We start from the raw sequence: 11,544 nt of genomic DNA, 5'->3' as shown, positions 1-11,544 counted from the left end.
TTTAAAATGAGAGGATGATACGATTGAATAAACGCGGCAGACCCCGAGAGTTTGATTATTCCTCAATTGTAGATGTTGCAATGAAAACATTTTGGTTAAGAGGATATGAAGGGTGTTCTACACAAGATTTATGCAGTGATACAGGACTTGGAAAAGGAAGTTTATACAATACTTTCGGTAGTAAACATGAACTGTATAAACAAGTATTAGAACGCTACCATGAAATTGGGATTAGGGAACAAAGGAAATTGTTAGATACTCCAATTCCAGTTAAAGAACGATTAAGTAATTTTTTTGAATGGGCATTGAAAGAAGACTTTGAGAATATTAATCAAAAAGGATGTTTATTGATTAATGCCAGTATAGAACGTGCTAAAAACGATTTAATGGTACAAGAAATTTTCTCGAAGCATGTTGAACTTCTTAAACAAGCTATTGAAGCAGTGATGGAGGAAGGATTGCAAACAGGTGAAATTCCAAAGAAGCAATCGGCTGAGGAATTAGCTAGTCTGCTTTTAAGTAGTTATTACGGATTCCGTGTTCTTAATGTATCGATGCAAAATCGGATGTTGTCTGAACAAGTTATCAAAGGAACAATGGAGTCTATTTGTGGCGCTTAGTGCGCTCTTTTTTCGCGCTATTTTTGTACCGACCATTACAATAATGAATAAGGAGTGTTTTTATGCCATCGATTATTTATTTATTAGCTTTAGCAATCTTTTGTATGACTACATCAGAATTTATGGTTGCAGGTATGATGAATGAACTTGCTCTTGCATTCCAGGTTTCTGTATCATCTATTGGGTATTTAATTTCAGCTTATGCAGGAGCAATGGTAATAGGAGGCCCCATTTTAACTGCAATCCTCTTACGAATGCGCAGCAAACAAGCATTATTGTTTTTAATGTTCGTATTTTTAATTGGTCAATCGCTCGGAGCTATTGCTTGGAACTATGATATTATGATGATTTCACGTATTATAACTGGTATTGCTTCAGCTTCATCTTTTGGAGTTGCGATTTCCTTTTCTGCAACATTGGTTCACTCTGATTCAAGGGGAAAAGCTGCATCAATTGTACTTGCAGGTTTAATGTTCGCAACTGTATTAGGTTTACCTATAACAACCGTTATTTCACAATATTTTGGCTGGCGTATTAGTTTTGGGGCTGTTTCTGTTCTTGTGCTAGTATCAGGGATCATGATTCAATGGTTGTTACCATCATCTTCAAATAAAGAGCAATTGAATTGGAAAGACGAACTTCTGCGATTTAAGAATATTCATCTTTGGGCAGCGTACGTAACAAGTATGTTCATTATTGGTGGTACGTTTGCAGCATTTAGTTATTTCACTCCTATCTTTACAAATATCACAGGCTTTTCAAGTGCAAGTATTCCATATTTACTTGCTCTCTATGGTAGTGCGACGGTAGTTGGGAATATAGTGATTGGCAAGTTTGCTGATAAATATACAATGAAAATACTGGTGAGTGGATTGATTATATTAATAGTAGCATTGTCTTTATTTGCTTTAGGTGCAGAGAATAAATACATTGCGGTTATTTCTACAATTTTTATTGGTTTAACTGGTGTAGCATTGAATCCGGCTATGGTTGCGAGAGTAATGAAAACAGCTAGTAATGGAACAATGATAAATACCGTTCATAGTTCTTTTATTACGCTGGGTATTGTTATTGGTTCCTCACTAGGTGGTCTTGGAATCAGTAAAGGATATGGTTTTGTATCTCCGCTATGGATTGGAGCTTGTTTAGCTATCCTTGGGGTAATTTCTTTATTTCCATATTTACATAAAGGAAAGGCAGATTAAAATGTTTAAAATTTCTTTATATAGGGTCACCATACATGCCCATCAACTTAAGAAATTGGTAGTTCCCCAAAACGAAGAAATTTTCGTTCTGGGGGTATTATAAAATTTAGCTTGATGGCGATGTGGTAGCACCAACAAAATGCAAAAACCGGTTCCTGTACAAAAGAACCGGTTTTTTTAATATTTATTTATTGGAAAAGTAGTCAAATCTTTTTTTCATTATTTGACACTTTGAACACGACCAATTTGTCCATCTTTTAAGCGAACTTTAATTCCGTACGTGTGTGTTTCACTATGTGTCAAAATGTCTTTCACAACACCACTTACAGTTTTGCTATAGTCATTATCCAATTGAATAACTACCTGTGAACCAACTGAAATTTGTGATCTTGTTGGTTTCCCACCTGTTGCTTGTGTTGGTTTTTCTTGTTTTTGTGTTCTCTCCTGTTGTGTAAACTGCTGTTGCTGAGTCTTTTGCTCTTCTTGTTTACGTTTTTCTCCTTCTGCTCTTTGCTGTTCTTCTTGTTTACGTTTTTCTTCTTCTGCTCTTTGCTGTTCTTCTTGTTTACGCTTTTCTTCTACTCTTTGTTGTTCTTCTTGTTTACGCTTTTCTTCCTCTGCTACTTTTTTATCTTCATCTATTTTTTGCTCCTCTTGTGCTACTTTTAATTTTTCTTCATCGCCTTTACAAGCACTTAAAGCCATTACACACAAGCTCATAAGTACAAATAATAACAGTTTCTTTAACATTAAAAAATCCTCCTATATATACATTACAAATTAATAACTTTCATAGCATAACAAAAGTTTATGTATTTCTTTGTCAAAATTTGTCGTATATATTTAATTTCCACTAAAACACTTGCGCTACAATGTTGAACTTCCAATTAGTAACGCTTTATATGAGATTTTATTTAATAGTAAAGATGAAAAAATACATTAGAAAAACTTTTTTAAGACCTGTTAAATTTGAATTTAAAGGATACTTCAGCCAATTCCTGCTGTTGTAAAATAAGTAACATATAATCAATTAAAACAATGTAACACCCCACATTAGCAACAAAAACATCAAGAAAAGGCATTCCAAATATGGAACGCCCTCTTACACTGTATAAAACTTTACAGCAATCGAAATATTCTACTTAACAAAATCACTCATTTAACGAAAGAAATGAGTTAATTGCATAACGCTCTTCTAACTTTTCTTGCGAAGCTTAGCGGATCATCCACGTCTTCGATATTAACGTAAATTAAATTTGGATCATCACATAACCACTCATTGTGTATAGACGAAACGATTATTCCTTGTTTAATAATTGTAGCAACAAATCCAGTGACTTCCTTTTGTAAGAGCGCTACCCGGCCTAGACATAATGCCTGTCCAGTTTTATGATTTCTTGATTCGAATGAAAAGGAAGTTGTTACTCTAAAACGTTTTCCTAAGATAGTTGCCTTTATTTCATCCCGATTTATTGTTGCTACACATTTCCCACCGGCGAACCCTTCTTGGCCACCGATAATTCTTGCAAACTTTTGACAAATTAATTCATCATTACACGCCATACCTTTCATCATCCCCCCTTTTACTATTAGGTTATGAATGAATACATAGGTTTGAAACGGTAATGAATCTATTCGATTAAAAAAAAGATTATCAGAACCTAACGAAGTCTATTATATGGTACGACATTTTTAGAAAGCATAAAAAATACACCCTAAGGTGCCATCCTGCGACTTGAGAATCCTATCTATGTATGGAAAAATTTCAAAAAAGACAAATACAAAAGAGAAGCTTCTAACTGTAATGTATGGAGCTCTTATGGCATTAAGAATCTCCGTTATATTACTTTCTAATCAGTCTCGTTAAAGCCATCCCAAGAAATCCAACACCCATTCCTATGAGCCATCCAGTTTGGGAATTACCTAACATAGATCCCACTCCTCCACCAAGAAACATGCAGCCAACGAATACTAATCCTCCAATTCCCCAATTCGGCCGTTCCATCATTCATTCACATCCCTTCAATAAAACATATGCTTTTAGCTACCTCAACTTTCTTGCATAGGATGGTTAATTTTTTTGCTTAAGTTTAGCATTTTCAGGGCATTCAAAAGATGTAGATATTTGTTAATTTGAATAAATTGCAGAAGGAGAATTGAATTTTTTCATATTATAATTACTTAAGAATATGTTCCACAATTTATGACTCACCCCATCGCTATCCAGCTCAGAAAAGAAAGCAAAAACGAAAATTATATGCATTATTGACTACTGTTAATGAGACGTTATGTTAACCTCACATGAAGACCCTATTCATCCAAATTTACACAAAGTTGTCTTTGCTGATGGTACAATTAAAATCATGGAGGGATATTATGGGAATTTATTATGTAATAACACTACTTCTTATAAACGGCACTGCAATATTCTTGTTTTTCTTGTCTGTTTCACCAAAAATTAAGGCTAAAAACCTATCATCGATAATGGTCTGTTTAGGGATAAATCTAATCATAAGTCCAGCGGCTTTTCTTATAGGTGGGATAGCTGATTATGCAGGTGTGGCGGCTAATTATGGAGCTTATTTTGCGGGTGAGTCGGCAACGTCCCCTCCTCTAGTTAGTCGTGCACTTTATTTTTTGGGAGGATTTCTCTTAATTCAGGGAATACCATTTCTCATACTACTTGCAGCTTTTTGGAAGTTTGCAAGAGCAAAGAAAATAAAACAAGTATAGCAGGATGAGTGGATGCCTTTTTAAAGTAGGGATCCGCTTTTTTCTTGCTACTAATAATAGGATTTTATGTCCTACAATGGAGTTAATATTAGAAAACTATGAGGATGATTACGTTGATAAAATTTGTAATTAGTTATGCTGCAAGTTTGTTTGCTTTTATTTTTGGATGGTTCTTGATTTCATATATTTCTCATCCTATCTTTATTCACCCGAACGTTGTATTAGGATTCATTAAAACAATCGTCACTTATGGTAGTATACCGGCTCTTATAGCTTGTCTAATTGGAGAAGTGTTATACAGGAAAATCAAACGATGTAGGGAATTTCAATTTGGAATTCCTGTATTTATAGGACAAGCAGTTCTCTATACACTTATACCATTTCTTTTTCTTTTTCCTTTTAATTTTCCCCATTTCTTTGATTTCGTTGCACCTGTTATTATGGGGTCCTTATCTTTTTATTTAGTACGTAGAAAAATATAATGAACTTCAAGAGTGTGGTAAAAAGAAGCCGGAGTGAGTAAAACCACACTGTATAACCATACAGAGCTCAAAGAACACATCACTTCTTGCGAAATCAACAAGAAAAAGTATTTGTGGACTCTAGGTTTAAACAAAACGATAACAATCAAAATGCCGTTATTGCTTCTCTTAAAAGAAGAATTGAAAAGATAGAGAAACATGTAAAAAACATCCAAAATTCGGATGTTTCTTTAGCATACTCATTTTTAAATATAAGAGTGAATAATACAAGAAACAGACAGACGTTGAACGTAAGTTCATCGGACTTTAGTTTTCTATTTCTGTTAGCTTGATAGCAATGTGGTGCTACCCCTAATGTGAAATGGAACAATTGGTTTCCCTTTACTACCAATCTGTTTCATTTCCATTGCAATACCCTATCTTTCTTAATTTAATTGAATATGTTTTCTATTACCCGTTTCAAGCTTTTTCCCATACCTTTTACTGCCCATACTAGTTTAAGGAACACTTTAAAGATAGCATCCCATACGTGTTCATTAATAAAAAATTCATATACTTTCTTTAACCACTCTTTCGGGGATTTACTCTTACGTTTAAACCTTTGCCAATGCGTTTCTTCACTAGTTTTCATAACTACCCCTTCTTTCTTAATCGAATATGCTTTCTATTAGAAGTTTTAACACCTTTCCAATACCCCTAACACTCCTAATTTTAAATTAAATTCATTATATAACAATTTCCAAATTTTTAGTTAATTACCGGTGAGAATTAAGCAAAATTTAAACAAAAACACCTATATTAGGATTCAGTTACAGGTTTCCCCCCTATAAATAAAATGTGTGGTTTATTTTCTATGTCAGTTCCTTTTGATACGCCTCGTCTTAACAACGCAACTAAACACAATGTTGTTCCGAAACCTCCTATAAATAACGTAGTTTGAAGCCCGAATATAGAAATTAAAAAGGCACTAGCAAAACTCCCCAATGCCCAAGCTCCCCAATTCAGCGTACGCTGTACAGCATTTACTCGGCCTAGCATATGATTTGGCGAAGCAAGTTGTCGTATAGTTGCAGCGTAAGGGCCAAATACACCTTCTCCCATACCATGTATGATACTTGCAGCTACTATTCCGTAAACTGTTCCCATATATCCCATTATCGGTATAAAAGCCAAACCGGTAACTGATACAGTAGCACTATAAATAAGCATTTTTGTATTATTAATTTGTTGACTTTTTTTCATGAGTATCGTATTACCTATTAAAAATCCGATCGCTACTGAACCTACAACAAACCCTATCTCAATTTCAGATAGACCCATTACCTTATAAAGGAATATTACTAAAATGCTATTTAGTATGTATTTAAAAAAACCATAAACAGCACCACATGTCACAATTGGTTCCAATACAGGGTGTTTTTTGAAATATATCAACCCTTCATATATATTTTGGTATATGGATTTTAAATTTACATCTTTTAAAGAACCTTCTGTATGCGGTTTAAACTTTGAAATGAATAATACAAATATAAAACAAACAAAATACGTTACTGCGTCAACAATGAATGAACCTGTTAATCCAACTAGAGTAATGACAATTCCAGCTAGCATAGGACCAATCACTATAGAAATAGACTCCGAAAGTGCTAGTTGCGCATTTCCTTTTTTTAAGTTGTCTTTATCTGTTACGATTTCCGGTAAGAATGAAGGAATAGCAATGTTGTAAAACGTGGTGAATATTCCATTTAAAAACATGATGAATACCAATAAGGGGAACGTTATAATATTTGTTACAGTCAGTATGAATACTGATAAAAACAATATCCCTTGACATATACTACAAATTAGCAAGACATTTTTCCTATGAAAAATGTCTATTAAAGCACCGGCTACTAACCCAAAAATTAGATAAGGGACGAATATAACCCCACGAAGCATAGCAGCATTTGCTTCACTTGTTTGTAACACCTCTAATGCAAAAAGCGGCAAAGCTACTATTGTAAATTGAGTACCTAATAAACTTATAGACTGTCCTAGCCAAAGCTTGTTAAAATTAAAATGTTTGCTATCTTTCATAATATCCCCCCGTTAAATCCACCTTTATAAATTATCAAGTTTACGATATAAGCAAGAACAGAAAAACCTATCTTTCAACTAATGTCTGTACCAAATAGAAATTTGAAACCTAATATAAAAGCGATTTTAGTTTCAAAATGAAGACTAGATGTTTAAAAATCTTCTGACTAATGAAAAGCTCATCTTCCGAAAGATACTTCCACATTCGTTTATAAACCAATTGATATACGGATGAAATTCACTTGTAAAAATCTGATTGTTAATTAGTTTGTTTCGAATTCATTTCCCAATCGTATGTCACTTCACATCACCTCCAGCATCAGTATAACCTTGAAGGCACGCTGTTGTACGCATTTTGGAATGTAACAGCAAGATATCAAAGTTACAATGACAAGCTGTTATGTAATGATACGTAATCAAATTCGCACGATTGGAGAAAAAGAAAAATCTGTGAATCTAAGATTAAGTTTGAATTCAATCCATCACAAATATACACTTGGATTGGACCGATACTTTTCCTATAATTATGCAGAAAGAATAGCGTATTTTTTCATATTAGGTGGTATTTTGTTTTGTTAGCTTGGGTCCCTCATTTAAAATAGTAGAGTAGAAACATGAAAAAACTCCTAACAAATTTTGTTAGGAGTTTTTTCAAATACGCGATATTTATTTAATCTTCATGATTGATTTCTATTGTACCTGTTCTAGCACTAACCTTTAAAATATTTAACAGATTATCAGGTGTTTTGATTTCCACTTCATATTCAAATTTAGATTGTGCTAAGTTGTCATCTTCTAATTCGAATTCTTTTTTCACATTCATAATTTCTCCATTTGTATGAGCTAAAGAAATTTCACGAACTTGTTTCTCTGTGTAGTTTTCATTCTTTTTTGCATAATTGTAACCCATACCATAATATCCACCAACAATAGCAATACCACTTACTAAAATAGCAATTACACTTATAATTATTTTCTTTTTATGTTTTAACATTTCCATCCACTCCTTAATGATTAATCATCTATTCCAAATCTTGCTTCAAGTGCATTTTCTGCTTGTTCTAATTGATCTTCCAGTATATCGTGTTCTCTTTCTTGCGTTTGATATTGTTCAATCGTTATCATTCCAGCACGATAATCTGCTTCTAGCTGATTATCAGATAGATCTATCTTGTCATCCAATTGGTCAATTTCTTTTTTGGCTGCTATGTACGTATTTAAGTCATCTTCTTTTGCTCCAACTGGTTTCGTGTTATTTGCCTTTTCAACAATAGTTGTGACTTCGTTTTTAAAATCTTGTATTTGCTTCGAATCATTCACAGCAGGCCCTGTTTTTTGTGGTTCTTGTTGTAGTTGAGCAACTTCTTTTTGTAATTTATCATTTTCCACTTTCAGTTGCTGTACTTCTGTATTGTTATCAGCATGAGTAGAACAAGCTGTTAAGAATAAACAAGACATTGCTCCAATCAGCATCCATTTTCTCATTCTGTTTTCCTCCCTTTACATGTGCACCTTATCCTTGCCTTTATATTACTGAACAAACATTAAAGGAAGATTAATGTACAAAAAAATAAAATGATATAATTAAATCGTTTCTAATCTTTCTTTAATGTTTTGGAATTATAGTGATACATATTAATAAGAAGAAAAGGAGAATGTTAATGCGAGTTCTTATTGTCGAAGATGAACAAGACTTACAAAATATATTGGTAAAGCGATTAAATGCAGAACATTATAGTGTCGATGCATGTGGGAATGGAGAAGATGCCTTGGATTATATAAACATGGCTACCTACGATTTGATTGTGCTTGACATTATGATCCCAGGAATAAATGGTTTACAAGTATTACAAAGATTACGCGCGGACAATCATACAACTCCTGTCTTGCTCCTTACAGCTAAAGATACAATTGATGATCGCGTAACAGGACTCGACTTAGGTGCGGACGATTATTTAGTAAAGCCGTTTGCTTTTGACGAACTATTAGCAAGAATTCGAGTGTTAATGCGAAGAAAAACAGGTAATGCATCTAATGTGTTTGAAATCGCCGACCTAGTGGTAGATTGCAAAATGCATAAAGTAACAAGAGGAGACCAAGTTATCACTCTTTCCAGTAAAGAATTTGCTATTTTAGAATATATGATTCGGAATAAGGACGTTGTGTTGACACGAGATAAAATTGAGCAACATGTGTGGAATTACGACTATGAAGGTGGCTCGAATATTATTGATGTTTACGTCCGCTATCTTCGTAAAAAAATTGATAGCCAGTTTGAAACGAAGTTAATTCATACAGTACGAGGAACTGGTTACGTATTGCGAGTAGAATCATGAAAAGACTATCGATAAAAATGAGAGTAACCCTGTGGTATACGGGGCTAATTGTAATTATTATGGCACTCGTGTTAGCTTTTATTTTAACTTCTTCCGATAAAGTTTTGCTTTTTAATATGAAAGATCAATTGAAGAGCACAGTAAAAGAAAGTATTGAAGATATCGAGTATAAGCATGGGCAATTAAAGATGGAAGATGATTTTGAAACCTTTGAAGATGGGGTAAATATCATCATTTATAATAAACAAGGTGAGCTGCTGGCAGGACATAGTCCAACAAGCTTTAATAATAAGATATCGCTTAAATCCGATGAAATACAAACTATTAAGGACGGTAATAAAGAATGGATTGTATATGATTTTCTCCATAATGTAGGCGGCGGTGAGCAAGTCTGGGTGCGTGGAATAATGACTATGAACCAATTATCATCAACGATGAATACGCTTATCGTAGTAACACTCATCTCATTTCCAGTACTTATTCTCATTGCAGCAGTGGGAGGATATTTTATTACGCAAAGAGCGTTTCGACCTGTGCAACAAATGAGTGATTCAGCCAGTAAAATTGGTGATGGTAAAGACCTTTCAAAGAGAATTAATTTAAAAGGTTCACCGAAAGACGAAATGTATCATTTAGCACAAACCTTTGACAAAATGTTTGAGCGCTTGGAGACATCATTTGAAAGTGAAAAACAATTTACATCTGACGCATCTCATGAATTAAGAACACCAACATCTGTTATTATTTCGCAATGCGAATACGCTTTATCGCAGAGGAATAATCCGAAAGAAATGGAAGAATCGTTAGAAGTAATTTTAAAGCAATCACGTAAGATGTCCTCGCTAATCTCACAACTCTTACTATTAGCAAGAGCTGACCAAGGAAACCGTAATACTTTCCAATTTGAATGTATCAATATGAGTGAATTAACGGAAATCGTTGTAGAAGAACTTTCATTAATGGTTCAAGAAGCTTCGATTGATATAACAACTAATATAGAGGAAGACCTGTTTATGAAAGCAGATCAAACATTAATTATGCGTTTATTAATGAATTTACTAACGAATGCGATTGCTTATAGCAAAGCGAACGGAACTGTTCATATACAACTGTACCGTGATGAAACCAACATAATAGGTAAAGTCTCCGATAATGGCATAGGCATCAGCGAGCAACATATTGAGAAAATTTGGGACCGTTTCTATCGAGTTGACGCAGCACGAACATCTTCAAATATCGGAAACACAGGTTTAGGATTGTCGATGGTAAAATGGATTGTCGAACTACACGGAGGAGAAATTACGGTTGAAAGTGAATTAGGAGAAGGCAGTACTTTTACATTTAAACTACCAATTGAAAAACAAGCATAATTTATGCACGTCTGTAGCTTCAGAATAAAGATTGATTCAAAAGCTCTCTTCAACCCTTATATAAAAGTAATTGACGCATTTTAAACATCATCGATTTTATCATTTTGGACAACCTGTTCCGTTAAGTTGATATACATGTGGAAAAAACAATCGAAATAAAACCCCAGAAATCCAAAGGTCTCTGGGGCTTCATTATATATTTAACTCTTTTTGCTTTTTATTTTGTTTATGTCTATACAGTAATTTTCGACTTATTAGAGAAATCACTAATAAAGTCAGGATCAATAAGAAAAGTTGCATAAATGATAGATCAAAATATTTAGCACCTGTAACTATTAAAAGTGTAGAAATCGTACCTTTTACAATGAAAAAAATAATAACCCACAATCCGCCTTTTTTCCAGTTCATTTTTATATTACCCTTTCCTGCGTTTAAGTTCTTAAAAGATTTAGTAATAGTTCTTGAATGTGATACCTTAATAGAAATCTATTATATGAATATAAGAAATAGACTTTTTCACAAAATTCATGTCCAATTACATACGACGATTCCATCATAAATGAAAATGATATTCAGTGTCAATTTTATTGACTATTTGAAAACCTGTTTCTTCATCTTAATCTCTTTCTACTTTGTTTCTTATACGCAATAAACTCTTGTATTCAAACAAAAACACCTCCATTGCATTTGCACACTTAGTATGCGAATGCAAGAGGTGTTTT

General features: G+C 33.6%; 14 protein-coding genes. 6 read left to right on the top strand and 8 right to left on the bottom strand.

What is annotated here, in order from left to right:
* The first annotated feature begins 23 nt into the window (after positions 1–23).
* A complete protein-coding gene (locus tag DN390_RS07945) occupies positions 24–620 on the top strand; it encodes a TetR/AcrR family transcriptional regulator (RefSeq protein ID WP_098951908.1) in 597 nt (198 codons plus the stop codon).
* Positions 621–682: 62 nt separating this feature from the next.
* The gene (locus DN390_RS07940) at positions 683–1,825 is read left to right on the top strand and encodes an MFS transporter (protein WP_147807059.1); all 1,143 of its coding nucleotides are present in this window, start codon (positions 683–685) and stop codon (positions 1,823–1,825) included.
* A gap of 219 nt (positions 1,826–2,044) precedes the next feature.
* Here DN390_RS07940 and DN390_RS07935 read toward each other — a convergent pair whose 3' ends face one another.
* The 3 genes from DN390_RS07935 to DN390_RS30590 form a co-directional block, all read right to left on the bottom strand.
* Positions 2,045–2,575: a YwbE family protein gene (locus tag DN390_RS07935; RefSeq protein ID WP_147807058.1), complete on the bottom strand. Its 531-nt coding sequence runs from the start codon at positions 2,573–2,575 to the stop codon at positions 2,045–2,047.
* 426 nt (positions 2,576–3,001) lie between these two features.
* Positions 3,002–3,400, bottom strand: a complete 399-nt coding sequence (locus tag DN390_RS07930) for a DUF1259 domain-containing protein (RefSeq protein ID WP_147807057.1) — start codon at positions 3,398–3,400, stop codon at positions 3,002–3,004.
* A gap of 268 nt (positions 3,401–3,668) precedes the next feature.
* The gene (locus DN390_RS30590; RefSeq protein WP_170955069.1) at positions 3,669–3,833 is read right to left on the bottom strand and encodes a hypothetical protein; all 165 of its coding nucleotides are present in this window, start codon (positions 3,831–3,833) and stop codon (positions 3,669–3,671) included.
* Between the two features lie 368 nt (positions 3,834–4,201).
* Here DN390_RS30590 and DN390_RS07925 point away from each other — a divergent pair, with 368 nt between their 5' ends.
* Both DN390_RS07925 and DN390_RS07920 read left to right on the top strand, forming a co-directional pair.
* Entirely contained in the window at positions 4,202–4,558 is a 357-nt protein-coding gene (locus tag DN390_RS07925) for a hypothetical protein (protein ID WP_098951900.1), read from the top strand.
* A 104-nt stretch (positions 4,559–4,662) separates the two neighbouring features.
* Positions 4,663–5,040, top strand: coding sequence for a hypothetical protein (locus DN390_RS07920; RefSeq protein WP_147807056.1), 378 nt, complete (start codon positions 4,663–4,665; stop codon positions 5,038–5,040).
* A 430-nt stretch (positions 5,041–5,470) separates the two neighbouring features.
* Here DN390_RS07920 and DN390_RS07910 read toward each other — a convergent pair whose 3' ends face one another.
* From DN390_RS07910 to DN390_RS07895, 4 genes are all read right to left on the bottom strand, one after another.
* Positions 5,471–5,671 (bottom strand): hypothetical protein, encoded by a 201-nt coding sequence (locus DN390_RS07910; protein WP_000858032.1) that lies wholly within the window; start codon positions 5,669–5,671, stop codon positions 5,471–5,473.
* A gap of 167 nt (positions 5,672–5,838) precedes the next feature.
* Positions 5,839–7,116 (bottom strand): MFS transporter, encoded by a 1,278-nt coding sequence (locus tag DN390_RS07905; RefSeq protein ID WP_147807055.1) that lies wholly within the window; start codon positions 7,114–7,116, stop codon positions 5,839–5,841.
* A gap of 670 nt (positions 7,117–7,786) precedes the next feature.
* Positions 7,787–8,110, bottom strand: coding sequence for a PepSY domain-containing protein (locus DN390_RS07900; protein WP_098951895.1), 324 nt, complete (start codon positions 8,108–8,110; stop codon positions 7,787–7,789).
* A 20-nt stretch (positions 8,111–8,130) separates the two neighbouring features.
* The gene (locus DN390_RS07895; RefSeq protein WP_147807054.1) at positions 8,131–8,601 is read right to left on the bottom strand and encodes a hypothetical protein; all 471 of its coding nucleotides are present in this window, start codon (positions 8,599–8,601) and stop codon (positions 8,131–8,133) included.
* Between the two features lie 176 nt (positions 8,602–8,777).
* On the opposite strand from DN390_RS07895, the gene DN390_RS07890 reads away from it, so the two are divergent.
* Together DN390_RS07890 and DN390_RS07885 are read left to right on the top strand one after the other, a co-directional pair.
* Positions 8,778–9,452, top strand: coding sequence for a response regulator transcription factor (locus DN390_RS07890; RefSeq protein ID WP_097951864.1), 675 nt, complete (start codon positions 8,778–8,780; stop codon positions 9,450–9,452).
* On the top strand, positions 9,449–10,822 hold the full coding sequence (locus DN390_RS07885; protein ID WP_147807053.1) for a sensor histidine kinase: 1,374 nt from the start codon (positions 9,449–9,451) through the stop codon (positions 10,820–10,822). Before DN390_RS07890 ends, DN390_RS07885 begins: the two co-directional genes overlap by 4 nt.
* Before the next feature lie 192 nt (positions 10,823–11,014).
* Here the strand turns inward: DN390_RS07885 and DN390_RS07880 are convergent, their stop codons facing one another.
* Positions 11,015–11,230, bottom strand: a complete 216-nt coding sequence (locus DN390_RS07880) for a hypothetical protein (protein WP_060631492.1) — start codon at positions 11,228–11,230, stop codon at positions 11,015–11,017.
* Between the last annotated feature and the right edge of the window lie 314 nt (positions 11,231–11,544).

The sequence above is a fragment of the Bacillus sp. SH7-1 genome (assembly GCF_008042405.1).
In the GTDB taxonomy this organism is placed as follows: Bacteria; Bacillota; Bacilli; order Bacillales; family Bacillaceae_G; genus Bacillus_A; species Bacillus_A thuringiensis_N.
Note: the sequence above shows the minus strand (reverse complement) of the source record. Positions and strands in the feature narration are given on the sequence as shown.

What these genes read in the sequence shown, in the direction of transcription:
- DN390_RS07930 (WP_147807057.1), bottom strand. Translation starts at nt 3,400, where the DNA reads ATGATGAAAGGTATGGCGTGTAATGATGAATTAATTTGTCAAAAGTTT.
- DN390_RS07900 (WP_098951895.1), bottom strand. Translation starts at nt 8,110, where the DNA reads ATGTTAAAACATAAAAAGAAAATAATTATAAGTGTAATTGCTATTTTA.
- DN390_RS30590 (WP_170955069.1), bottom strand. Translation starts at nt 3,833, where the DNA reads ATGATGGAACGGCCGAATTGGGGAATTGGAGGATTAGTATTCGTTGGC.
- DN390_RS07925 (WP_098951900.1), top strand. Translation starts at nt 4,202, where the DNA reads ATGGGAATTTATTATGTAATAACACTACTTCTTATAAACGGCACTGCA.
- DN390_RS07890 (WP_097951864.1), top strand. Translation starts at nt 8,778, where the DNA reads ATGCGAGTTCTTATTGTCGAAGATGAACAAGACTTACAAAATATATTG.
- DN390_RS07885 (WP_147807053.1), top strand. Translation starts at nt 9,449, where the DNA reads ATGAAAAGACTATCGATAAAAATGAGAGTAACCCTGTGGTATACGGGG.
- DN390_RS07905 (WP_147807055.1), bottom strand. Translation starts at nt 7,116, where the DNA reads ATGAAAGATAGCAAACATTTTAATTTTAACAAGCTTTGGCTAGGACAG.
- DN390_RS07940 (WP_147807059.1), top strand. Translation starts at nt 683, where the DNA reads ATGCCATCGATTATTTATTTATTAGCTTTAGCAATCTTTTGTATGACT.
- DN390_RS07935 (WP_147807058.1), bottom strand. Translation starts at nt 2,575, where the DNA reads ATGTTAAAGAAACTGTTATTATTTGTACTTATGAGCTTGTGTGTAATG.
- DN390_RS07920 (WP_147807056.1), top strand. Translation starts at nt 4,663, where the DNA reads ATGATTACGTTGATAAAATTTGTAATTAGTTATGCTGCAAGTTTGTTT.
- DN390_RS07880 (WP_060631492.1), bottom strand. Translation starts at nt 11,230, where the DNA reads ATGAACTGGAAAAAAGGCGGATTGTGGGTTATTATTTTTTTCATTGTA.
- DN390_RS07895 (WP_147807054.1), bottom strand. Translation starts at nt 8,601, where the DNA reads ATGAGAAAATGGATGCTGATTGGAGCAATGTCTTGTTTATTCTTAACA.
- DN390_RS07910 (WP_000858032.1), bottom strand. Translation starts at nt 5,671, where the DNA reads ATGAAAACTAGTGAAGAAACGCATTGGCAAAGGTTTAAACGTAAGAGT.